Annotated in this window: 22 protein-coding genes and 2 tRNA genes (1 of these 24 cut by a window edge); all 24 read left to right on the forward strand. The window is 40.3% G+C overall.

Annotation, left to right across the window (positions count from 1 at the left end):
* The first annotated feature begins 1 nt into the window (after nucleotide 1).
* Nucleotides 2–1,477 (forward strand): nucleoside triphosphate pyrophosphohydrolase, encoded by a 1,476-nt coding sequence (gene mazG, locus LC040_17030; protein ID WLR50912.1) that lies wholly within the window; start codon nucleotides 2–4, stop codon nucleotides 1,475–1,477.
* A gap of 29 nt (nucleotides 1,478–1,506) precedes the next feature.
* The gene (locus LC040_17035) at nucleotides 1,507–1,767 is read left to right on the forward strand and encodes an RNA-binding S4 domain-containing protein (protein WLR50913.1); all 261 of its coding nucleotides are present in this window, start codon (nucleotides 1,507–1,509) and stop codon (nucleotides 1,765–1,767) included.
* Between the two features lie 91 nt (nucleotides 1,768–1,858).
* The gene (gene yabP / locus LC040_17040; protein ID WLR50914.1) at nucleotides 1,859–2,161 is read left to right on the forward strand and encodes a sporulation protein YabP; all 303 of its coding nucleotides are present in this window, start codon (nucleotides 1,859–1,861) and stop codon (nucleotides 2,159–2,161) included.
* A 601-nt stretch (nucleotides 2,162–2,762) separates the two neighbouring features.
* A complete protein-coding gene (locus tag LC040_17045) occupies nucleotides 2,763–3,134 on the forward strand; it encodes a septum formation initiator family protein (GenBank protein ID WLR50915.1) in 372 nt (123 codons plus the stop codon).
* Between the two features lie 262 nt (nucleotides 3,135–3,396).
* On the forward strand, nucleotides 3,397–3,840 hold the full coding sequence (locus LC040_17050) for a S1 domain-containing RNA-binding protein (protein ID WLR50916.1): 444 nt from the start codon (nucleotides 3,397–3,399) through the stop codon (nucleotides 3,838–3,840).
* A gap of 185 nt (nucleotides 3,841–4,025) precedes the next feature.
* Nucleotides 4,026–4,102 (forward strand) — tRNA-Met (locus LC040_17055).
* Between the two features lie 7 nt (nucleotides 4,103–4,109).
* Nucleotides 4,110–4,181, forward strand: a tRNA-Glu gene (locus LC040_17060).
* A 395-nt stretch (nucleotides 4,182–4,576) separates the two neighbouring features.
* The gene (spoIIE, locus tag LC040_17065) at nucleotides 4,577–6,970 is read left to right on the forward strand and encodes a stage II sporulation protein E (protein WLR53325.1); all 2,394 of its coding nucleotides are present in this window, start codon (nucleotides 4,577–4,579) and stop codon (nucleotides 6,968–6,970) included.
* An 86-nt stretch (nucleotides 6,971–7,056) separates the two neighbouring features.
* Nucleotides 7,057–7,794 (forward strand): VWA domain-containing protein, encoded by a 738-nt coding sequence (locus LC040_17070; GenBank protein WLR50917.1) that lies wholly within the window; start codon nucleotides 7,057–7,059, stop codon nucleotides 7,792–7,794.
* A complete protein-coding gene (locus LC040_17075; protein WLR53326.1) occupies nucleotides 7,763–8,758 on the forward strand; it encodes a protein kinase family protein in 996 nt (331 codons plus the stop codon). Before LC040_17070 ends, LC040_17075 begins: the two co-directional genes overlap by 32 nt.
* 274 nt (nucleotides 8,759–9,032) lie before the next feature.
* Nucleotides 9,033–10,415, forward strand: coding sequence for a tRNA lysidine(34) synthetase TilS (gene tilS / locus LC040_17080; protein ID WLR50918.1), 1,383 nt, complete (start codon nucleotides 9,033–9,035; stop codon nucleotides 10,413–10,415).
* 71 nt (nucleotides 10,416–10,486) lie between these two features.
* Nucleotides 10,487–11,026: a hypoxanthine phosphoribosyltransferase gene (hpt, locus tag LC040_17085; protein WLR50919.1), complete on the forward strand. Its 540-nt coding sequence runs from the start codon at nucleotides 10,487–10,489 to the stop codon at nucleotides 11,024–11,026.
* A 71-nt stretch (nucleotides 11,027–11,097) separates the two neighbouring features.
* The gene (gene ftsH / locus LC040_17090; GenBank protein ID WLR50920.1) at nucleotides 11,098–13,026 is read left to right on the forward strand and encodes an ATP-dependent zinc metalloprotease FtsH; all 1,929 of its coding nucleotides are present in this window, start codon (nucleotides 11,098–11,100) and stop codon (nucleotides 13,024–13,026) included.
* A 171-nt stretch (nucleotides 13,027–13,197) separates the two neighbouring features.
* The gene (locus tag LC040_17095) at nucleotides 13,198–13,971 is read left to right on the forward strand and encodes a type III pantothenate kinase (protein WLR50921.1); all 774 of its coding nucleotides are present in this window, start codon (nucleotides 13,198–13,200) and stop codon (nucleotides 13,969–13,971) included.
* A gap of 16 nt (nucleotides 13,972–13,987) precedes the next feature.
* Nucleotides 13,988–14,869: an Hsp33 family molecular chaperone HslO gene (hslO, locus tag LC040_17100; GenBank protein ID WLR50922.1), complete on the forward strand. Its 882-nt coding sequence runs from the start codon at nucleotides 13,988–13,990 to the stop codon at nucleotides 14,867–14,869.
* A 126-nt stretch (nucleotides 14,870–14,995) separates the two neighbouring features.
* Nucleotides 14,996–15,922, forward strand: coding sequence for a cysteine synthase A (cysK, locus tag LC040_17105; protein WLR50923.1), 927 nt, complete (start codon nucleotides 14,996–14,998; stop codon nucleotides 15,920–15,922).
* A gap of 242 nt (nucleotides 15,923–16,164) precedes the next feature.
* A complete protein-coding gene (gene pabB / locus LC040_17110; GenBank protein ID WLR53327.1) occupies nucleotides 16,165–17,601 on the forward strand; it encodes an aminodeoxychorismate synthase, component I in 1,437 nt (478 codons plus the stop codon).
* On the forward strand, nucleotides 17,598–18,188 hold the full coding sequence (gene pabA / locus LC040_17115; GenBank protein ID WLR50924.1) for an aminodeoxychorismate/anthranilate synthase component II: 591 nt from the start codon (nucleotides 17,598–17,600) through the stop codon (nucleotides 18,186–18,188). Before pabB ends, pabA begins: the two co-directional genes overlap by 4 nt.
* Complete coding sequence (gene pabC, locus LC040_17120; GenBank protein WLR50925.1) at nucleotides 18,173–19,027, forward strand: aminodeoxychorismate lyase; 855 nt, start codon at nucleotides 18,173–18,175, stop codon at nucleotides 19,025–19,027. Before pabA ends, pabC begins: the two co-directional genes overlap by 16 nt.
* A gap of 16 nt (nucleotides 19,028–19,043) precedes the next feature.
* Nucleotides 19,044–19,892 carry a dihydropteroate synthase gene (folP, locus tag LC040_17125; protein WLR50926.1) on the forward strand — a complete coding sequence of 283 codons (849 nt, stop codon included), beginning with the start codon at nucleotides 19,044–19,046 and terminating at the stop codon, nucleotides 19,890–19,892.
* A complete protein-coding gene (folB, locus tag LC040_17130) occupies nucleotides 19,885–20,244 on the forward strand; it encodes a dihydroneopterin aldolase (protein WLR50927.1) in 360 nt (119 codons plus the stop codon). The genes folP and folB overlap by 8 nt, the downstream gene beginning before the upstream one ends.
* Entirely contained in the window at nucleotides 20,244–20,747 is a 504-nt protein-coding gene (gene folK, locus LC040_17135) for a 2-amino-4-hydroxy-6-hydroxymethyldihydropteridine diphosphokinase (protein ID WLR50928.1), read from the forward strand. The genes folB and folK overlap by 1 nt, the downstream gene beginning before the upstream one ends.
* A gap of 21 nt (nucleotides 20,748–20,768) precedes the next feature.
* The gene (gene dusB / locus LC040_17140) at nucleotides 20,769–21,761 is read left to right on the forward strand and encodes a tRNA dihydrouridine synthase DusB (protein ID WLR50929.1); all 993 of its coding nucleotides are present in this window, start codon (nucleotides 20,769–20,771) and stop codon (nucleotides 21,759–21,761) included.
* Between the two features lie 190 nt (nucleotides 21,762–21,951).
* Nucleotides 21,952–22,885, forward strand: the 5' portion of a protein-coding gene (gene lysS, locus LC040_17145; GenBank protein WLR50930.1) for a lysine--tRNA ligase. Its footprint extends 554 nt past the window's final position; the window shows 934 of its 1,488 coding nt (coding positions 1–934); it begins with the start codon at nucleotides 21,952–21,954; its stop codon lies beyond the right edge, outside the window.

The raw sequence follows: 22,885 nt of genomic DNA on the forward strand, positions 1-22,885 counted from the left end.
GATGAGTAAATGCATTACAGTTATCGGACTCGGCTATGGAGGTCTAGAGCAGCTTTCACTCGGTCTCTATCGAAAGGTCAAAGAGGCAACAAACGTTTTTGTCCGAACCGTAGACCATCCAGCTGTCAATGAATTAGAAGCGGAAGGGTTATCATTCCAGGCGTTCGATAAAATATATGAAAAGCATGAGCAATTTGAAGATGTATATGAAGAAATTACCGAAGCCCTTATCCAAGCCGCTATGAAGGAACGTGTAGTTTATGCTGTACCTGGCCATCCTCTTGTCGCTGAAAGAACTGTACAGCTGCTTTTTGAACGTGCTCGAACACAAGGGATTGAAGTAGAAATTGCAGGTGGACAAAGCTTCTTAGATGCGATGTTTACTGCCCTTGAAATTGACCCAATCGAAGGATTTCAAATGGTTAATGCTATGGACCTTCAGAAAGAAAACCTGCAATTACGGCAACACATCATTATTTCGCAAGTCTATGATGCCTTAATTGCGTCGGAAGTGAAGCTAACATTAATGGACAAGCTACCAGATGATTATGAAGTCATCATTGTTGTGGCTGCCGGGACTGACCAAGAAGTTATAAAGCGATTACCGTTATTTGAAATGGACCGAGAGATGTCACTGAACAACTTAACAAGTGTCTATGTACCGCCTGTTCAACAGGAACAGCACTTGTACCATGAGTTTGGTACATTGCGAGAGGTTATTGCTATTTTGCGAGGTCCAGACGGTTGTCCTTGGGATCGAAAACAAACACATGAATCATTGAAAAAATATTTAGTCGAAGAAACGTATGAAGTGCTTGATGCAATTGATGAGCAAGATGATGAGCATTTAGCAGAAGAGCTTGGAGATGTGCTGTTGCAGGTCATGCTGCATGCTCAAATAGGTGAGGATGAAGGTTACTTCTCAATTGATGATGTGATCTATACGCTTACTGAAAAAATGATTCGACGTCACCCGCATGTCTTTGCCGAGGCAAATGTAGAGGATGCTGAACAAGTGGTTCAAAACTGGGAAGCAATTAAGAAGGATGAAAAAGGAGAAACAGATACAGGCTCCATTCTTTCTGGAATACCGTCACACTTACCTAGTCTATATCGAGCATATGAGCTTCAAAAGAAAGCTTCAAAGGTTGGCTTTGATTGGCAGGAAGCTGAACCGATGTGGGCGAAAGTAACAGAAGAAATAGACGAACTTAAAGAAGCCCTCACTTTAAACCATGTAGCGGAAGCTCAAGCCGAGTTTGGTGATATCATTTTTGCACTTGTTAATTTAGCCCGTCACTATAAGCTTGATCCAGAGGAAGCTTTGCGCGCAACAAATCGAAAGTTTCAAAGTAGATTTCAATACATTGAGCAAGTTGTAGCAGAAAAGGGGCACAGCTGGGAAGAGCTGAATCTTGAGCAATTAGACGCAATTTGGGAAGAAGCGAAGCGCAGATCTACACAGGAAAATAAATAGAAACGAATGTTTTAAGGAGAGTGAGTTTCATGCGTTTAGATAAATTTTTAAAGGTAGCTCGTCTTATTAAGCGCCGTACTATGGCGAAGGAAGTAGCTGAACAAGGGCGAATTTCGATTAATGGTAATGAAGCAAAAGCGAGTACAAATGTAAAAGAAGGCGATGAATTAACAATTCGCTTCGGCCAAAAAATTGTGACAATACAAGTTAACGAACTTAAAGATTCCACGAAAAAAGAAGATGCGGCATCGATGTATACAGTATTGAAGGAAGAGCGTGTCGGAGAGTAAAGAGAGCTTGTTCTAATTTTCTCTTGTGCACATATACATAGGTTAGTAAGTGAGAAGAAATTTCCTGTATATGTGTATAGGAGGGGAAAGCATGGAGCGTTATTATGATTCAGCATCATCTCATTCACAACAAGCCCAGCATGATGTGATGATGAAAGGTAGACGTACGCTAGAAATTACCGGGGTGAAAGTGGTAGAAAGCTTTGATGAGGAAGAGTTTTTAATTGAAACTGTGATGGGTTTTCTAACTGTACGTGGTCAAAACCTGCAAATGAAGAACCTAGATTCTGAAAAAGGAATTGTCTCCATTAAGGGACGCATCTTCGAAATGATTTACTTAGATGAACACCAGGCGGAGAAAGCTAAAGGGTTCTTTAGCAAGTTGTTCAAATGACGTTAACGGTACAATTTCAAACAATGCTTTTGATGATTGCGGCGGGTGCTTTGATAGGGGGAAACCTTGATACATACCGCCGTTTTTTTAGACGAAACAAGCATGCAGGGTGGCTTGTTTTTCTGTTTGATTTATTTTTTTGGTTTGTACAAGCAATGATGGTATTTTACGTGTTGCTGCATGTAAACAATGGACAAATTCGCTTTTACGTATTTTTAGCGATTTTATGTGGTTATTCTGCATACCAAGCCTTATTTAAGGGAATATATGTAGCATTGTTAGAAAAGTTAATTTCATTTTTTGTAGGTTTTTTCCGTTTTATTATGAAAATTACACAACTTATGATTTTTAAGCCGATAATAATCTTGTATCAAGCTATTATTATTCTGTTGCTTTTTATTTTTCAGCTAATCTGGAGGACACTATCTTTTATACTTCGAGTATTATTCTTTCCATTTCGACTTTTTGGCAGGCTTCTATGGCGTTTCACACCGAAAAAAGTCAAAAACTTTTCTCTCGTCATAGCAGGGAAATATACAATTGTCAAGAATAAGATACATAAATGGATCGCAAAGCTACGGTCTTAGGAGGGAAAACATCAGTGCAGACAGAACGGAAACGCAATATAACCAAGATTCGTTCATCCTACACGGTACAGCAAGACCGAAAACAGGATATTGCACGTCTTAAGAAAAAACGACTGTTTCAACGTTTAGTGATGTTTGCTATCGTAGCACTCATCGTTACAGGCGGAATGATTGTCACGTTGATTTCACAATCACAGGCAATTGAGAAGAAAGAAATAGAAAAGGCTGAGTTAGAGGAAGAGCTTGCAGTTTTACAGAAGGACGAAAGAAACTTGAAGGAAGAAATCACAAAACTTAATGATATCGACTATATTAAAAAGATAGCACGCAGGGATTATTTCTTTTCAGAAGAAGGAGAAGTAATTTTTCAATTCTCAGATGAGTAGTATTGTCCCTCCCGCGCTTAAAGACGCAATTGCAAGCGGAGGCGAGGGAATCTTTATTAACTTATCGTACCAGCTCTTAAGTTCGGGGTTGTGTCATCAGTCTGCTGAACGTTAGAAAACAAAAAACAATTTAAGCATAATCTGAAATTAAAGCCGTGGGCTTTCTAGGATTAAATTCTGTTATATTGACACTTTAAATTTTAGTTGGGTATAATAAAGTAAAATTCACTTTTTTTATTAATCAAGGAGGAGCATTTCTTTTATGTCAATCGAAGTAGGCAGCAAGTTACAAGGTAAGGTTACAGGGATTACGAAATTTGGGGCGTTCGTCGAGCTGCCGGGAGGCTCAACAGGGCTTGTTCATATCAGTGAAGTGGACGATAACTATGTTAAGGATATCAATGATTTCTTAAGTGTAGGCGACGAAGTGACAGTTAAAGTTATCAATGTGGAAAAAGACGGAAAAATTGGTCTATCTATTAAAAAAGCAAAGGATCGTCCAGAACGTCCTGAGCGCCCGTCACGCCCAGTGAACAAACCAAGCGGTGGCCGTCCATCACGCCCACGAGGACCAAAAGGACCACCTCGCAGAGATGATTTCGAATCGAAGATGGCTCGCTTCTTAAAAGATAGCGAAGACCGCTTAGCATCCCTGCGTCGTAACACAGAATCAAAACGCGGAGGCCGCGGTGCAAAAAAAGGATAGTAACTTGTTGCTTATTTTAACAGGTTCGAAATAGACGAAGCGCTTTAAATAGAAGTACGCAAAAATGCTGAGGACGCCCTCAGCATTTTTGTATTATTAGAGCGCTTTCTCCTAGCTTTTTTTAAGCTTGACAAAAGGTAAATGATTAATTACAATATCTTTTGTGTCAAATTATTTTACATGATGGCGGTGTAGCTCAGCTGGCTAGAGCGTACGGTTCATACCCGTGAGGTCGTGGGTTCGACTCCCTCCGCCGCTACCATTATTATGGCCCGTTGGTCAAGTGGTTAAGACACCGCCCTTTCACGGCGGTAACACGGGTTCGAATCCCGTACGGGTCATCATGAAAGACAAAAAAGGTTGCATCGATTTACTCGGTGCAACCTTTTTTGTCTTTTCTTGTTCGCATTTCTTTTTCTTTCGACTTTGTTAGCTTAGCAAGCTTTCTTTTCAAAATATACAATGCAAGTTTCAACAATTCACTGCTTGAAATTGCTTAATACATTAGGGTTAGGAAGAAGAACTCAAAAATCACGTCAAAGAAAGTGGTATTTTTGGCATCTCGCTTAGAATAGCGTCGAACGATTTATTGGCACACACCTGTGATTTTGACAAAATCTTAATTTTTCGTGTGGTTTAATGAACACAACAAAAAATATTAGGTGGTGCTAGGGTAATGCAAAAAATTGAAAAAGAAGTTGGGGCGATTCATCGATTGCAGTTCTCGGGGATTCATATGGTGGACAAGGTAAAGAGTTCGATCGAGAGAAACATTTTGAATTCTGACCTTGTATTATTGTGTGTCGGCTTTTTGCTTGGACGAGCAATGATTCTTAATCAACTTACGCCATTTGCACTTCCGTTCTTTGCAGCTGTCCTAATGATGAAAAGGGAAAAGTCAGGCTGGGCAGCATTAGCAGTAATTGTTGGTTCAATCTCACAGTCTTGGATTCATACGGCATACATATCGGCCTTAATCGTCATGTTCTTTCTCTGTCATGCGATTATATCGAGGTTTAGTTACGATGTGTTAAAGATTGTGCCCGCCACCGTATTAATCGCAGCTGCCGCTACTAGGATAAGCTTTACTTACTTTTTAACAGGAAATATTACGAATTATGATTATATGATGTCAGCTGTAGAAGCTGGACTTGGATTTATTCTTACAATGATCTTTATTCAGAGTATTCCGCTTATTTCTCCTCAAAAACGCAAAAAAGCATTAAAACATGAAGAAATGATTTGTTTGATGATTTTATGTGCCTCTGTTCTTACAGGAACAATCGGCTGGTCAATCTATGACCTATCCGTTGAACATATTTTCGCTCGTTATCTTGTTGTTGTCTTTGCACTCGCCGGGGGGGCTGCCATCGGGTCCACTGTTGGAGTTGTAATTGGCCTCATCCTAAGTCTTGCTGATGTTGCCAGTCTTTATCAAATGAGCTTGCTTGCCTTCTCAGGTTTACTCGGAGGTCTTCTGAAGGATGGAAGGAAGGTAGGAGTGAGTGCGGGACTGTTAATAGGAACCCTACTAATTGGTTTATATGGTGAGAACCTGTATGCTTTTACACCAACTTTATTTGAATCACTTATTGCACTTGCCCTCTTCTTAATGACGCCCAAGAAGCTGTTTGCTAGAGTTGAACGGTATATTCCTGGAACAGAAGAGCATCGAAAGGAACAGCAACAATATTTACGAAGAATAAGGGATTCCACTGCGAAAAGAGTGGAACAGTTCTCTACGCTGTTTCAGACATTATCAAATAGCTTTCAGCAGCAAGGTATTATATCTGAAGAAGAGGAAGACGAAACGAAAGAGATTGATTATTTTCTAAGCAATGTGACTGAGAAGACTTGCCAAAGCTGCTTTCGAAAACATGCTTGCTGGCAGAAGAACTTTAATAAAACATATGACTACATGCTGCAAATTATGCAGGAAGCAGAAAATAATGCAAACGCGCCAAATCATCGTTTAGATTATGAATGGCGTCAACATTGTAAATATCCAAAGAAAGTTGTAGATACGATTTATCAGCAATATTCCTTCTACCAAGCAAATCAAAAACTAAAGCAGCAAGTAATGGAGAGCAGACGGCTTGTTGCAGAACAGCTGCTTGGTGTATCACAAGTAATGGGTGATTTCGCAAAGGAAATCCAAAAGGAGCGTGAAAACTTACAAAACCAAGAGGAACAAATTCTAGAGGCACTTGGGAAAATGGGTATAGAGATCGGCCATGTAGAGATCTTTACCTTAGTAAAAGGAAATGTCGACATCGAGATGAGTATTCCATATTGTAATGGCAATGGAGAGTGTGAGAAGGTCATTGCTCCAATGCTTTCAGATATATTAGGTGAAACAATTATTGTAAAGAAGGAGGAATGTGCTTCATATCCAAATGGCTATTGCCATGTTGTTTTTTCATCATCGAAAGCATTTGTCGTAGATACGGGAGTTGCGACAGCGGCGAAGGGAGGCGCCTTTGTTTCAGGTGACAGTTATTCATTAGTAGAGATCGGCAGCAGTAAATATGCATTAGCGATTAGTGATGGAATGGGAAATGGTGAACGAGCACATATGGAAAGTCATGAGACATTAAAGCTATTACAGAGAATTCTTCAATCAGGAATAGATGAGCAAGTAGCAATTAAATCAGTCAATTCAATACTATCACTGCGCACAACGGATGAAATCTTTTCAACATTGGATTTGGCGATGATTGATTTGCAAGATGCTACCGCTAAATTTCTGAAAATTGGTTCATCTCCAAGCTTTATAAAACGAGGGGAGCGAGTTATGAAAGTGGAGGCTGGAAATCTCCCGATTGGCATTATTCAAGATATGGAGGTTGATGTTGTTAGTGAGCAATTAAAAGCTGGAGATCTGCTAATAATGATGAGCGATGGTATTTTTGAAGGGCCACGTGACGTAGAGAATTATGATATTTGGATGAAACGGAAAATACGGGAGTTCGAAACAAAAGATCCACAGGAAATAGCAGATTTAATCTTAGAGGAGGTTGTACGAACGAGCGGACAAATTGCAGATGATATGACGGTAGTTGTGGCGAGGATTGAACATAATACTCCAAAGTGGGCGCCAATCCCGACTTATTACGAAAAAGCACTTTAGCAAAATTCAGCTTGTTCCCTCTTTGTAAAGGTATAATTCCAACAGTTTCTGCCAATGATGGTAGTAATCAAAAGGAGGGAGCTAAGTTGAAGAAAGGAACATTGAAACAAATTTTATTGATTACTGACGGATGCTCCAATCAAGGTGAAGACCCAGTCGCTATCGCGGCGTTAGCAAAAGAACAAGGAATTACGGTCAATGTTATCGGGGTAATGCAAGATGATGATGTAAGTGAACAAGGTAAGCGGGAAATAGAAGATATTGCTTCAAGTGGAGGTGGAATTAGTCAAGTCGTATACGCACAAATGCTTTCCCAGACTGTCCAAATGGTAACAAGGAAAGCAATGACACAAACTCTTCAAGGAGTTGTAAACAATGAATTGAAACAAATCCTTGGAAAGCAAACATCGATGGAAGACCTGCCGCCTGAGAAACGTGGGGAAGTGATGGAAGTAGTCGATGAGTTAGGAGAAACGATTAACCTAGAAGTTCTTATCTTAGTAGATACAAGTGCAAGTATGCGTGATAAGCTGCCAACTGTGAAGGAAGCATTGCTTGATTTATCAATTAGCTTAAATGCTCGCATGGGAGAAAATCTTTTCTCTGTGTTCACATTTCCCGGGAAAAGACAGGAGGTGGACAAGTTACTTGATTGGACGCCGAGAATGGAGTCCATTTCATCCATTTTCCCTAAACTTTCGTCTGGTGGGATAACACCGACTGGTCCAGCTCTTCAGACTGCCATGTCTCACTTTAAGAAAAAACGCTCATTGAGGAGTTTGATTTCACGTGATGATGAATACTTCGAAGAAGCCGGATTTTAATATTCAGCCAGGTGAGGTTATTCAAGGGAAGTGGCACCGACGCTCATACAAAATTATTAAACAGTTAGGTTACGGAGCAACAGGTGTTGTTTATTTAGCTCAGTATAATCGTAAGTTTGTTGCCTTAAAGCTTAGCGAGAATTGTATGGCAATTACATCGGAAGTCAATGTGCTTAAATCACTTTCCCAGGTCCAGGGGTCTTCCCTTGGGCCTTCTTTGCTGGATGTAGATGATTGGGTTGTACCGGGCAAACGTGAGACTACTCCTTTTTATGTGATGGAATATGTGAAAGGTAGAGAGCTGCTCGAATTCATCCAATTACGTGGTTCAGAATGGATTGTTGTGTTAACAATTCAGTTATTAAGTGAATTAGATAAACTTCACAAAACGGGCTGGGTATTTGGAGATTTGAAGCCTGACAATTTACTTGTTTCAGGTCCGCCCCCTTGTATACGTTGGTTTGATGTTGGAGGAACGACGAGGATCGGACGCTCTATCAAGGAGTATACAGAGTATTATGACCGTGGCTATTGGGGGCTTGGAACACGGAAAGCTGAGCCTTCTTATGATTTATTTGCAGTAGCGATGATTTTTATCGAATTAGCATATGGAAGCCAGTGTAAGAAGGATGGACAAGGAATCTTACAGTTAGAGGAACGTATTCGTCGTCACCCCTTCCTTACAAAGTACCGGCATGTCCTTATAAGGGCTTTAGAAGGAAAATATCGTTCAGCAGAAGAAATGAAAGCAGAGTTAATGAAACCCCTTAATCAACTGTCTGCTCGAACAACACGCAAGCCGCCAGAAAAAAAGGCAACAAAAGCAAAGAAACCGCCAACTACAATGGCCCAAACCACAGTGGTAACCAGAAAATCAAAAGGAATTTATGAGACAGCTTTTATAACAATTTTGTTGTTTGCGTTTTACTTTTTATATCTTTATTTTCAAAACCCTATACAGTAATTGGAAAAGGGTGAAGGTAGTTAACAAAATGTTCATGATGTTTTAAGATTTTAAGGTTATTCTTTTTGCACAATGTGAAAAAGAAGTGGTAGGATGAATATAATTACCATTATAAAAGCAATATCAGGCATTAGGGCTGTACCTTGGTACTGTTAAGCTTGAAAGGAACTTCGAACCATAAGTAACTTAGGAATTTCAAGGCTCTGCTAGTACTTTAAGGTGTGGAAGAAGAAATCATCGTGTTTTTCTGTTAAGAGAAAAGGGCTGACATTGGATGAATGACCTCGTTAAAACATTTATAGAAAAACATCATTTGATTAACGATGGAGAAACAATCATAGTTGGGCTCTCAGGCGGTCCAGATTCTTTGGCATTGCTTCACTATTTATATGAGCTCAAGGAGAAAAGGAACTTATATCTTGTTGCTGTACACTTGAATCATATGTTCCGAGGAGAAGAAGCAGAAAAAGATTGCATATTTGTGAAACATTTTTGTGACTCGATCGATATACCTATTGTCACTGAAAAAATTGATGTACCTGCTTATCAGAAAAAATACCACTTAAATGCTCAAGAAGCTGCCAGAAAGTGTCGTTATCAATTGTATGAAAAGATTATGCATAGATATGATGCTGATAAGCTTGCCCTTGCTCATCATGGGGATGACCAAGTGGAGACTGTTTTCATGAAAATGGCTAGAGGCAATGTGAGTTCTTTGAAAGGGATGCCTGTGCGAAGACCATTTGCCACTGGTGAAATTATTCGGCCTTTTCTTCCTTTATCAAAAGATGAAATTGAAGAGTACTGTAAGAAAATGAAGCTTCAACCACGTCGTGACCCGAGTAATGAGAAACCCGTTTATACACGTAATCGTTTCCGCAAAACATTGCTTCCATTTTTGAAAGAAGAAAACCCGAAGGTACACCGTAATATTCAGTACATAAGTGAAGTAATAGAGGCGGAGGATGCTTTTTTAAACGAGTTAACTCAGGAGAAAATGCAAGGCGTGCTTATTGAAAAAACAACTGAAAGATGTATTTTCGACATTAATGCATTTGGAATGCTTTCCGTTCCTTTACAAAGAAGGGCTATTCATCTAATATTAAAATATCTTTACCCTAAGGATTCGGGGGTATATACATCAATACATATTGAAGATATTTTAACCTTATGCAGGCAAGAACATCCTTCAGGTGAACTAATGCTGCCGTATCATTTGCGGATTATCCGCACTTATGATAGATGTATAATGACATTTCATATAGAAAAGCAAGTAAATTTCTATCATGAGCTGTCGGTGCCAGGCCGAATTAAGGAAGAGGATGCTTTTGAAATAACAGCATTTGATTCTACAAAGGACCTTACTTTCGATTCAGCTGATGAGGTGTTGCAGCTCCCAAAAGATTCTGTTGTTTTTCCATTAATTGTACGTAACCGTAAGCAAGGTGACAAAATGGAAATCTTTAAAGACGGGAGTAAGAAGAAAGTCAGTCGAATCTTCATTGATGCAAAGGTTTCCCGGCTTGAACGAGATAATTGGCCGATTGTTTCTGATTATACAGGCAGAATTATTTGGATACCTGAAATTAGAAAGGCATATGACTTTATACATAGCAGCCAGCAAGAGTGCATATGTGTTAGTATTTCGCTCTCATAAGAGGGTTTAAAGGCACCATGGAAAAATTTCATATTCAGCTTAAGGAATAGATTTAGGAGGAACGTAGAAAAATGCATGATGATATTAAAGAGGTACTCATTTCAGAGGAAGAACTTCAACAAAAGGTAAAGGAAACAGCTCAGGTGCTATCTGAAGAGTATAAGGACCGTTTTCCACTTGCGGTTGGCGTATTAAAAGGTGCAATGCCATTTATGGCTGATTTGCTAAAACGCATGGACATTCACCTTGAAATGGATTTTATGGATGTATCTAGCTACGGAAAATCAACAGTTTCCTCAGGCGAAGTAAAAATTATTAAAGATTTGGATACATCTGTAGAGGGAAGAGACATATTAATTATCGAAGACATTATTGATAGTGGGTTAACACTAAGTTATCTTGTTGACTTATTGCGTTATCGTAAAGCGAACTCAATTAAGATTGTGACACTTTTGGATAAACCTACTGGACGTAAAGTCGATATTAAAGCAGATTCTGTTTGTTTTGAAGTGCCAGATGCATTTGTTGTTGGTTATGGATTAGATTATGCAGAGCGTTATCGTAACCTGCCATATATCGGTGTGCTAAAACCTGAAATTTACGAAAACTAATTTGTTGTGCACGCTTACGAATATATGGTACCATTTAAAATAGTTTGTTCGTTCGTGGGAGGAGGCAAGAAATGAATCGTATCTTCCGAAATACAATTTTTTATTTGCTGATCTTTCTAGTTGTGATCGGCGTTGTCAGCTTTTTTAACGGAAGCAATCAACAGACCGAAACATTGACATATGATGAATTTCAGTCAGCTTTAGAACAAGGTGACGTTTCATCTATCACTGTAAAGCCAGAGCGGAACGTATATGAAATTCAAGGTAAGCTGAGTTCTTATGAAGAGGACCAGACTTTCTTGACTTATGTGCCGCAAACTGAGCGTATTAATGAATTGCTTCAATCATCTGGTGTGAAGGCCGAAATGCAACCGGCTGAAGAAACAAGTGGATGGGTGACATTCTTCACCTCGATTATTCCATTTATCATTATCTTTATCTTATTCTTCTTCTTGCTTAACCAAGCTCAAGGCGGCGGAAGTCGTGTGATGAACTTTGGTAAGAGTAAGGCCAAGTTATACAATGAAGAGAAGAAGAAAGTACGCTTTAAAGATGTAGCAGGTGCAGATGAGGAAAAACAAGAGCTTGTTGAAGTGGTTGACTTCTTGAAAGACCCTCGCAAGTTCTCGGCAGTAGGAGCTCGTATTCCAAAGGGTGTCTTACTTGTTGGTCCTCCTGGTACTGGTAAGACATTGTTAGCTCGTGCAGTAGCTGGTGAAGCCGGTGTACCGTTTTTCTCAATCAGTGGTTCAGACTTTGTTGAGATGTTTGTCGGTGTCGGTGCGTCTCGTGTACGTGACCTATTTGAAAATGCTAAGAAAAATGCGCCTTGTATCATTTTCATTGATGAAATTGATGCCGTTGGTCGTCAACGTGGTGCAGGTCTTGGCGGTGGACACGATGAACGTGAGCAAACTTTGAACCAGTTGCTTGTTGAAATGGATGGATTCGGCGCAAATGAAGGAATCATCATCATTGCTGCAACAAACCGTCCAGATATCTTGGACCCTGCATTGCTTCGTCCAGGACGCTTCGACCGTCAAATTACGGTTAATCGCCCAGATGTTAAAGGACGTGAAGAAGTTCTTAAGGTACATGCAAGAAACAAACCTCTTGCAGAAGATGTGAACTTAAAAACAATTGCAATGCGTACACCAGGATTCTCTGGTGCAGACTTAGAAAACTTACTCAATGAAGCGGCGCTTGTAGCTGCTCGTGGAGATCGCAAGAATATCGCGATGGACGATGTGGAAGAGGCTATTGACCGTGTTATCGCAGGTCCAGCTAAGAAAAGCCGTGTTGTTTCAGAGAAAGAGCGTAATATCGTGGCTTACCATGAGGCTGGTCATACAATAATTGGTATGGTGCTTGATGAGGCTGATATGGTACATAAAGTAACCATCGTGCCGCGTGGTCAAGCTGGAGGATATGCCGTTATGCTTCCAAAAGAAGATCGGTATTTCCAAACGAAGCCAGAACTACTCGACAAAATCACTGGTCTATTAGGTGGGCGTGTAGCTGAGGAGCTTGTGCTTGGTGAAGTAAGTACAGGTGCTCATAACGACTTCCAACGTGCAACGAACATTGCACGACGAATGGTTACTGAATTTGGAATGAGCGAAAAGCTTGGTCCGCTTCAATTTGGTCAATCACAAGGTCAAGTATTCTTAGGCCGTGACATTAACAGTGAGCAGAACTATAGTGATGCAATTGCTCATGAAATCGATATGGAAATTCAGCGCATCATTAAAGAATGTTACGAAAAAGCAAAAGACATTCTTACTACTCATAAAGAGCAGCATGAAAAGATTGCAAAAACGTTGCTTGAAGTAGAAACGCTTGATGCAGAACAAATCAAGCACTTGTTTGACCATGGCACACTTCCTGAGCGTCCTGTAATTGACCCGGAAGCAACACCATCAAACAATGAAGATGTAAAAGTTAACATTAACAAAAGAGAAAATAATGAAGATGACGCTGAAAATAAAGATAAAGAATAAACAAAAAAGGATGCCCAAGCTGGGGCATCCTTTTTTCAGTAATTTATTATCTGGAAAGTTCCCCCTTGTCACCTGCTTTTCACTCTTTCGAAAGGTAAAAATTATGATATGATGAGGAAGGAAACGATTACAGAACATACGACAAGAAATAAAAAAAACGGGTGATGAGTAATGATTTTTGTATTAGACGTAGGGAATACAAATACAGTTTTAGGGGTTTATGAAGGGGAAGAATTAAAATACCATTGGCGGATTGAAACGAGAAGAAATAAAACAGAAGATGAATATGCGATGACGATTAAAGCATTATTTGAACATGAAGACTTACTTTTTTCGGAAATCGATGGCATTATTATTTCTTCAGTTGTCCCACCGATTATGTTTGCACTTGAAAGAATGTGTGAAAAATATTTCTGTATACCACCAATGATTGTAGGCCCTGGAATTAAAACAGGCTTAAATATTAAATATGAAAACCCACGCGAAGTTGGAGCCGACAGGATTGTAAATGCGGTAGCAGGGATTCACCAATATGGCAGTCCGTTAGTGATCGTTGATTTTGGTACTGCAACGACATATTGTTACGTAGATGATAACAAACAATATATGGGTGGTGCTATTGCGCCGGGTATTAACATTTCGACTGAGGCATTATATGAAAAAGCGTCTAAGCTACCACGAGTTGAAATTACACGCCCAGATGGAATTGTTGGGAAAAATACCGTACATGCTATGCAAGCAGGTATTCTATATGGTTATGTTGGACAAGTTGAAGGCATCGTATCTCGGATGAAAGCACAATCTGATGTAGAACCGAAAGTTATTGCTACAGGTGGTTTGGCTTCATTAATTGCTAGAGAATCTGATATTATCGATCATGTTGATCCGTTTTTAACATTAAAAGGATTACATTTAATTTACACCCGAAATAAGCTAAGCATCTAAAGAGAGGAGAGCATCCATGTCGGATTATTTAATTAAAGCATTGGCATTTGATGGGCAGGTTCGTGCATATGCGGTGGATACGACAAAAACCGTAGGAGAAGCACAACGGCGTCATCGCACTTGGCCGACTGCATCTGCAGCAATTGGTCGTGCCATGACAGCAGGCGTTATGATGGGCTCAATGCTAAAAGGTGAAGATAAATTAACAGTGAAAATTGAAGGCGGCGGACCAATCGGCGCTATTATTGTAGATAGTAATGCAAAAGGTGAGGTACGAGGCTATGTAAGCAATCCAGAAGTTCATTTTGATTTAAATGATCATGGGAAGTTAGATGTTGCTCGTGCGGTAGGTACAAACGGTTTTCTTTCGATTGTGAAAGACCTCGGTATGCGTGATCATTTTACAGGTCAAGTGCCGCTTGTATCAGGGGAGCTTGGTGAGGATTTCACTTATTATTTTGTAACCTCAGAGCAAGTCCCGTCTTCTGTAGGTGTTGGTGTACTTGTAAACCCTGACAACTCGATCCTTGCTGCTGGTGGTTTTATTATTCAATTAATGCCGGGCACGGAGGAAGAGGTTATTTCCTTTATTGAAAAACGTATTCAGGCAATTCCACCAATTTCGAAGTTGATTGAGCAAGGACTTTCTCCAGAGGAAATTCTTAATCAATTACTTGGTGAGGAGAATATCAAAATTCTTGATAAGCATTCAGTCGAATTTAGCTGCCACTGTTCAAAGGAACGAGTGGAGAATGCATTTATCAGCCTCGGGAAAAAAGAATTAAAGGAAATGATTGAAGAAGACGGAAAAGCAGAAGCGACATGTCATTTCTGTGCAGAACAATATCACCTTACAAAAGATGAACTAGAAGAATTGTTAAAACAAGCGGAAGCATAATTTTGCTTCCGTGTTCTGTATTGGAAAGCAGCTGAATAATTATAATAATTGACAATCACCTTATAGCTTGCTACATTATATAATATATTAAGCTGATAAAAATACTTGGTTTTAGGGGTGAGATAAATGCGTGTTGGAAACTCTATTATTGATTTAATTGGACAGACGCCAGTGGTGAAGTTGAATCGTCTAACGGGTGAGAATGATGCAGATGTTTACTTGAAGCTTGAATTTATGAATCCTGGAAGCAGTGTGAAAGATCGAATTGCTTTATCGATGATTGAAGCTGCTATAACTGAAGGTAAATTAAAGGAAGGCGACACGATTATTGAGCCAACAAGTGGAAACACTGGAATCGGGCTTGCGATGGTGGCTGCTGCTAAAGGCTTAAAAGCTATTTTAGTGATGCCTGATACGATGAGTATGGAACGCCGTAACCTTCTTCGTGCATATGGGGCGAAGCTTGTTTTAACGCCGGGGGCAGAAGGAATGAAAGGTGCTATTCAAAAGGCAGAGGAACTTTCTAAAGAAAATGGTTACTTCATGCCACAGCAATTCCAAAATGAAGCAAACCCTGAAATTCACCGTCAAACGACTGGAAAAGAGATCGCTGAACAAATGGGTGAACAGCTTGATGCATTTATCTCTGGTATCGGTACGGGCGGCACAATTACAGGGGCTGGTGAAGTGTTGAAAGAAAAGTACTCAGACCTTCAAATCTATGCTGTAGAGCCTTCTGATTCACCAGTATTATCAGGAGGAAAGCCAGGACCACATAAGATTCAAGGAATTGGTGCTGGGTTTGTTCCGAAAACATTAAACACAGACGTGTATGATGAAATTCTTACAATCGAAAATGAAGAAGCGTTTGAATATGCTCGACGTGCTGCACGTGAAGAAGGTATTCTAGGCGGTATCTCTTCTGGAGCGGCAATTGCTGCAGCATTAAAAGTAGCGAAGAAGCTTGGAAAGGGAAAGAAAGTATTAGCGATCATTCCAAGTAATGGTGAGCGATATCTCAGTACACCTCTTTACCAATTTGATGAAGAATAAGCATTTGAAGGCAGTTCTATTACAGAACTGTCTTTTTTGTCTGTTGAAAAAGGAAAGGTGAGGCCTCGCAGGAGCGCCGCCTGCCCCGCAGAAAGCGTGTACCTGGAGCGGGAATCAACAGCTGCTTTTTAACAGAGTTAAATCTCGTTAAAGTTTCTAGTAATAAAGGGTGATAGGAATATACACATGGTGTAAAATAAGATCAACAGTCTTCTTGGAGTGTGAATGAGATGCCGCAACAGATGCAGAAACAACGTAGAACATTTGCGAAAAAAATTCCTTATGATGAGGCAAAATGGTTTAAGCAATATCAAAGCTTATCAGCAAGTAAATCTAAGCATATCTTATTAGAAAGCGGCCGTGCAGGAAGATACAGCATCGCAGCTCTTGAACCGTTCGCTGTGTTAAAGGGGAAAGATAACTCTCTATCTATAACTACAAGCAGTGGCACGGAGGTTCAACAGGGTAACCCGCTCCATTGTATGCGGGAATGGATGCAGCAATATCAATCTGAATCCCATCCTGAATTTCCTGACTTCCGCGGTGGTGCGGTCGGCTTTATTAGCTACGATTATGCCCGCTATGTGGAGAAACTTCCTAATTCAGCTGAAGATGACTTGAATACGCCTGATTTGTATTTTCTAGTTTTTAATGACGTCTTTGTTTATGATCATGTAGAAAAAGTACTATGGCTGATGACCAATGATAAAGTCATGAATGAACAAGCAGCATATAATCGGTTAGAAGCTTATGAATCCATTTGGAGAAGTGAAGAAGTTAAGGCTGCTGATTGTCAGCTTCGCAATCAAAATGGAGAAGCGAGTCGTTCCTTTTCACAAGAGGCATTTGAACAAGCGGTACGAAAGGTGCAAGCGTATATTTCGGCAGGCGATGTGTTTCAAGTGAATTTAGCTGTACGGGAAACCCGCCCACTAAAGACTTCGTCACAGCATATTTACGAAAAATTACGCGAGTTAAATCCATCGCCTTACATGGGGTATTTGCATTTTGATGATATGCAAATTGTTTCCGCTTCTCCTGAGTTGCTTGTCAAGAAGAAGGGAAGGCACCTTTCGACCCGGCCGATAGCAGGAACGCGTTCCCGGGGTAAAGATGAAGCGGAAGATGAAGCGTTAGCAGCAGAGTTGATTCATAATGAAAAAGAACGAGCTGAACATGTAATGCTTGTTGATCTAGAACGAAATGACTTAGGCAGGGTTTCTGAATTTGGAAGTGTTCATGTTGATGAGTTTATGGTCATCGAAAAGTATTCACATGTGATGCATATCGTCTCAAATGTATGCGGTACACTTGCTGAGGGGAAGGATTCCTATGATGTCATTGAAGCGGTTTTCCCTGGAGGTACGATTACAGGTGCTCCAAAAGTGCGCACAATGGAAATTATCGAAGAACTTGAATCAGTAAGGCGCGGCATATATACAGGGTCAATTGGCTGGATAGGCTTTGATGGAGAGATGGAGCTGAATATTGTCATTCGGACATTAATTGCCAAGGATGGTCTTGCCCACGTTCAAGCAGGGGCAGGTATTGTCATTGATTCAATTCCATCAGCTGAATATAAGGAATCTTTGAAGAAGGCAAAGGCATTATGGAGAGCGAAAGAGTTGAGTGAAGAAGAGCTTATGGAAAAAAGTCGAGTAGAGGTGAGTGGAGAATGATTTTAATGATTGATAATTATGATTCTTTTACATTTAATCTAGTCCAATATTTAGGAGAGCTTGGTCAAGAGCTTGTGGTAAAGCGAAATGATGAGATTACGATTGAAGAGATTCGAGAACTGAACCCGCGATTTTTGATGATTTCACCGGGCCCTTGTTCTCCGAATGAAGCAGGCATCAGCATGGATGCCATTCGTGAGTTTTCCGGGGAAATACCGATTTTCGGGGTGTGTCTTGGTCACCAATCAATAGCACAGGTGTTTGGTGGAGATGTTGTACGTGCAGAACGTCTTATGCATGGGAAAACATCAGAAATGAATCATGACGGCAGAACGATCTATGAAGGGTTAAGTAATCCATTTACCGCAACTCGGTATCATTCTCTTATAGTCAAACGAGAGACACTGCCTGATTGCTTTGAGATTACATCATGGACAGATGAAGGCGAAATCATGGGAATTCGTCATAAAGCCTTACCAGTAGAAGGTGTGCAATTTCACCCTGAGTCCATTATGACCAATCTTGGGAAACAGTTACTTGCAAACTTTATTAAGAAATATGGTGAAGAACAATGTATCTCTACTTAAATGGAAACATTGTAAGAAAAGAGGAAGCAGTCATTTCGCCATTTGATCACGGATATATGTACGGTCTCGGGTTGTTTGAAACATTTCGCATGTATGATGGTCATCCATTTTTGTTGGATGACCATCTTCAGCGTTTACAGCATGGTTTGGGTGTGATGAATATTAACTTAGAAATAAATCGAGAAGATATCCATTCCATTCTTACTGAGTTACTTGCTGCGAACGACTTGCAAGATGCTTATGTTCGTTTAAATATTTCAGCAGGTGTAGGAGATCTCGGCTTACAAGTAGGGACTTATGAAGAGCCGACAATGATGATTTTGATGAAAAAGCTGCCGAATGAAGGGGTATTTCCTGCTAAGCAGGGAAAAATATTACGAACAGTACGAAATACACCTGAATCGGAAATTAGATTGAAATCACACCACTACCTGAATAATATTCTTGCGAAGCAGGAGATTGGGAAGCAATCTCATACTGAAGGAATTTTTTTAACAGCGGAAGGTTATGTAGCAGAAGGTATTGTTTCGAATATTTTTTGGGTAAAGAATGGGGTGCTCTATACACCAGCTGTTGAGACTGGAATTTTGGATGGGATAACTCGTAAGTGGGTTATGGCACTTGCTAAAAAACGAGGAATCAAAATAGAAGAAGGCTTCTACCCAATTGAGAAGTTACTAGATGCTGATGAGGCATTTGTAACAAATTCAATTCAGGAAATCGTTCCTCTTAACGGTATAGAAGATGTGCGGTTTTTAAATGAACGAGTGGTTCCATCTTTAATAAATGATTATAAGAAGCACACTCACAATTTAGAGCGTATAAATGAACTTGGTTAAAAGAGGTGAACATCGTTTGGCGGATTTAAAGTATCATCAACTTCAATTTGGGCATTATTCATGGAATTTACAGGAAAAGACCTATGTAATGGGTATTTTAAATGTGACACCTGATTCATTCTCGGATGGCGGTAATTTTAATGAAATAGAAAGAGCAGTCCAGCATGCAAAACAGATGGTCCAAGATGGAGCTGACCTAATCGATATCGGAGGCGAGTCAACAAGGCCGGGAGCGGAGACGGTTAGCGAAGAGGAGGAAATTGCTCGTGTAGTACCAATCATTAAAGCGATCAAAGAAGCAGTTGATGTACCGATTTCAATCGACACGTATAAAGCGGAGACTGCAAAACATGCACTTGAAGCAGGCGCCCATATTATTAATGATGTTTGGGGGGCAAAGGCGGATCCGCAAATGGCTCAGGTAGCTGCCCATTACCAAGTGCCGATTATTCTTATGCATAACAGGGGAAACAAAAACTATGGTGATTTAATCGACGATATGAAAATGGACCTTCAAGAAAGCATTGCAATTGTAAAGCGTGCTGGTGTGAAGGATGAAAAGATTATCCTTGATCCGGGTATTGGTTTTGCGAAGACGTACGAACATAATATTAAGGCTATGCGCCGTCTAGAGGAATTGAATGAGCTTGGTTATCCGCTCCTCTTAGGTACATCGAGAAAATCATTTATTGGATTGACACTTGATTTACCAGTGGAAGAGCGGATGGAAGGAACGGGAGCGACTGTTTGCCTTGGCATTGAGCGGGGCTGTCAGTTTGTACGTGTGCATGATGTGAAAGAAATAAAGCGGATGACGTTGATGATGGATGCAATGCTTGGAAAGAAGGTGCAAGCAAATGGATAAGATTTATATGAACCGTATGCAGTTTTGGGGATATCATGGAGTTTTTGCTGAAGAGAAGAAGCTTGGACAGCGTTTTTATGTAGATTTAGTGCTGGAATTGGACTTGAAACCAGCTGCACAGACAGACAATCTGGAGAAAACCGTTGATTATGGCAAGGCCTATGAAGTAGTCAAAGCTATTGTAGAAGGTACGCCACGTGATTTAGTTGAAACAGTGACTGAAGAGATTGCGCAGCAATTATTTATCACATTTTCAATTGTACAGAAGGTTACAGTGAAAGTAATTAAGCCTGATCCGCCGATCCCTGGTCACTATGATTCTGTAGCAATCGAAATGACGAGGGAACGTTGATGAAGCATCTTGCTTACATTGCCCTCGGTTCTAATGTTGGAAATCGTGAAGAAAATCTATTATTAGCGCTTCAGATGCTATCTGAGCATTCATCAATTACAATCAATGCGACTTCCTCAATCTATGAAACAGAGCCTGTCGGTTATACGGATCAGCCACAATTTTTGAATATGGTAGTTCGGGTACAGACAGATTTGCCAGCGGTTAAATTATTACAAATTACACAGAGAATCGAAGTTGAATGCGGACGTGTAAGAGATATTCGCTGGGGTCCACGCACGTTGGACCTTGACATTTTACTATTTGACCGTGAAAATATTGAAACAGAACAGTTAATTGTTCCCCATCCACGAATGATGGAGAGAAACTTCGTGATGGTGCCGCTTATGGAAGTGGCTGATGAGAATGTGAACGAGTACCTACAAAGCCATGAGATAAATGAAAGTATGGAAGGAATGAGGATTTGGCAAAGTAGTTCTCATATTTCCTTTCATAAAGTTTAAATAGTGAAAGAGGTGACGACCATGCTCAAAATCGGAGATATTGAAATGAAGAATCCGGTGGTGCTTGCACCAATGGCGGGCGTGTGTAATTCGGCTTTTCGTCTAACGGTGAAGGAGTTTGGAGCGGGGCTTGTGTGCGCCGAGATGGTTAGTGATAAAGCGATTTTATATAAAAATCAAAAAACGATGGGCATGCTTTACATTGATGAGCGTGAAAAACCGTTAAGCTTGCAAATCTTCGGCGGTGAAAAAGATTCACTTGTAGAAGCGGCAAAATTCGTTGAACAAAATACAACAGCAGATATCATTGATATTAATATGGGCTGTCCTGTTCCGAAAATCACAAAGTGTGATGCAGGAGCAAGATGGTTGCTGCAACCTGAGAAAATCTATGAATTAGTATCAGCGGTTGTAGATGCGGTTGATATGCCAGTAACAGTGAAGATGCGTTCTGGCTGGGATGAGAACACAATTTATGCAATTGAAAATGCACGTGCTGTTGAACGGGCTGGAGGACAAGCGGTTGCTTTGCACGGCCGAACACGTGTACAAATGTATGAAGGGCAAGCTGATTGGGATATCATCAAGCAAGTGAAACAAGCGGTTAATATCCCGGTTATCGGTAATGGTGACGTTCAAACACCTGAAGATGCCGAACGTATGCTTCAAACAACTGGCTGCGACGGTGTAATGATTGGTCGGGCGGCGCTTGGTAACCCGTGGATGATTTATCGTACAGTAAAGTATCTTGAAACAGGTGAATTAATTGGCGAACCGTCCGCACGCGAAAAGATTAAAGTGTGTAAGCTTCACATGGACAGACTAATTGAATTGAAGAATGAGAAAGTAGCAGTAATGGAAATGCGTAAGCATGCAGCGTGGTATTTAAAAGGTTTGCCACGTACTGCGAAAGTGCGCAAGGCAATTAATGAATGCAATACGCGTGAGGAAATTTCAAATCTTCTGGATAACTATGTAGCAGAAGTAGAAGCGAAAGCTCAAGCAGCTGTATGATTTTAAGCATTAAGGAGAGAAACTGTCAGCGATTGCTGGCAGTTTTTCTTATTTTACACGCATCCACTAGTTGAATCTGTTCGGATTTTTGCGTATTCTTATTATTTGAAGTGTTTTATATTGTACGATGTTGTCGATTCTGATGAAATAGATATCACACATACAAATATTAAGGTTTGGAGATGATGACATGAGTCACGAAGAATTAAATGACTTAATGCGAGTTCGCCGTGAAAAGTTGCAGACTTTACGCGATGCAGGAATTGATCCGTTCGGCAAACGCTTTGATCGTACTCATAACACAGCACAGCTGCGTGAAGAATATGATCAGTTTTCAAAAGAAGAATTAGATGAAAAAGGTGCCGAAACAATTATTGCCGGCCGTATTATGACAAAGCGTGGAAAAGGAAAAGCAGGCTTTGCTCATATTCAAGATTTAAAAGGACAAATTCAAATATATGTACGAAAAGACCGCGTTGGTGAAGAACAATACGAAGTGTTCCAAAGCGCAGATATCGGCGACATTGTAGGGATTAAAGGTGAAATGTTCAAAACGAAGGTTGGGGAATTGTCTGTTAAGGCAAACGAATTCCAACTGCTTTCGAAATCTCTTCGACCGCTTCCAGAGAAGTTTCATGGTTTGAAAGATATTGAGCAGCGCTACCGTCAGCGTTACCTTGACTTGATTATGAGCCCTGAGAGCCGAGATACATTTGTAACCCGCAGTAGAATTCTTCAATCTATGCGTCGTTACTTAGATGACCGTGGATACTTAGAAGTAGAAACACCAACAATGCACTCTATTCCAGGTGGGGCATCGGCTCGACCGTTTATTACGCATCATAACGCACTTGATATGGAGCTATATATGCGTATTGCAATTGAGCTTCATCTGAAACGTCTGATCGTAGGCGGCATGGAGAAGGTTTATGAAATTGGACGAGTCTTCCGTAATGAAGGTGTCTCAACACGTCATAATCCAGAGTTTACGATGATTGAGTTGTATGAAGCTTATGCGGATTACAAAGATATCATGAGCTTAACTGAGAATTTAATTGCACATATTACAAAAGAAGTTCATGGGACAACAACCGTTCAGTACGGGGACTATGAAGTAAATCTAG

The organism is Bacillus tianshenii (genome assembly GCA_020524525.2).
Classification (GTDB): Bacteria; Bacillota; Bacilli; order Bacillales; family Bacillaceae_N; genus Bacillus_AV.

Coding starts and splice junctions, on each gene's coding strand:
- mazG (WLR50912.1), top strand. CDS start 2: ATGAGTAAATGCATTACAGTTATCGGACTCGGCTATGGAGGTCTAGAG.
- yabP (WLR50914.1), top strand. CDS start 1,859: ATGGAGCGTTATTATGATTCAGCATCATCTCATTCACAACAAGCCCAG.
- cysK (WLR50923.1), top strand. CDS start 14,996: ATGCGTGTTGGAAACTCTATTATTGATTTAATTGGACAGACGCCAGTG.
- LC040_17035 (WLR50913.1), top strand. CDS start 1,507: ATGCGTTTAGATAAATTTTTAAAGGTAGCTCGTCTTATTAAGCGCCGT.
- dusB (WLR50929.1), top strand. CDS start 20,769: ATGCTCAAAATCGGAGATATTGAAATGAAGAATCCGGTGGTGCTTGCA.
- spoIIE (WLR53325.1), top strand. CDS start 4,577: ATGGTGGACAAGGTAAAGAGTTCGATCGAGAGAAACATTTTGAATTCT.
- ftsH (WLR50920.1), top strand. CDS start 11,098: ATGAATCGTATCTTCCGAAATACAATTTTTTATTTGCTGATCTTTCTA.
- LC040_17095 (WLR50921.1), top strand. CDS start 13,198: ATGATTTTTGTATTAGACGTAGGGAATACAAATACAGTTTTAGGGGTT.
- pabA (WLR50924.1), top strand. CDS start 17,598: ATGATTTTAATGATTGATAATTATGATTCTTTTACATTTAATCTAGTC.
- tilS (WLR50918.1), top strand. CDS start 9,033: ATGAATGACCTCGTTAAAACATTTATAGAAAAACATCATTTGATTAAC.
- hpt (WLR50919.1), top strand. CDS start 10,487: ATGCATGATGATATTAAAGAGGTACTCATTTCAGAGGAAGAACTTCAA.
- LC040_17075 (WLR53326.1), top strand. CDS start 7,763: ATGATGAATACTTCGAAGAAGCCGGATTTTAATATTCAGCCAGGTGAG.
- LC040_17050 (WLR50916.1), top strand. CDS start 3,397: ATGTCAATCGAAGTAGGCAGCAAGTTACAAGGTAAGGTTACAGGGATT.
- pabC (WLR50925.1), top strand. CDS start 18,173: ATGTATCTCTACTTAAATGGAAACATTGTAAGAAAAGAGGAAGCAGTC.
- folK (WLR50928.1), top strand. CDS start 20,244: ATGAAGCATCTTGCTTACATTGCCCTCGGTTCTAATGTTGGAAATCGT.
- pabB (WLR53327.1), top strand. CDS start 16,165: ATGCAGAAACAACGTAGAACATTTGCGAAAAAAATTCCTTATGATGAG.
- folB (WLR50927.1), top strand. CDS start 19,885: ATGGATAAGATTTATATGAACCGTATGCAGTTTTGGGGATATCATGGA.
- hslO (WLR50922.1), top strand. CDS start 13,988: ATGTCGGATTATTTAATTAAAGCATTGGCATTTGATGGGCAGGTTCGT.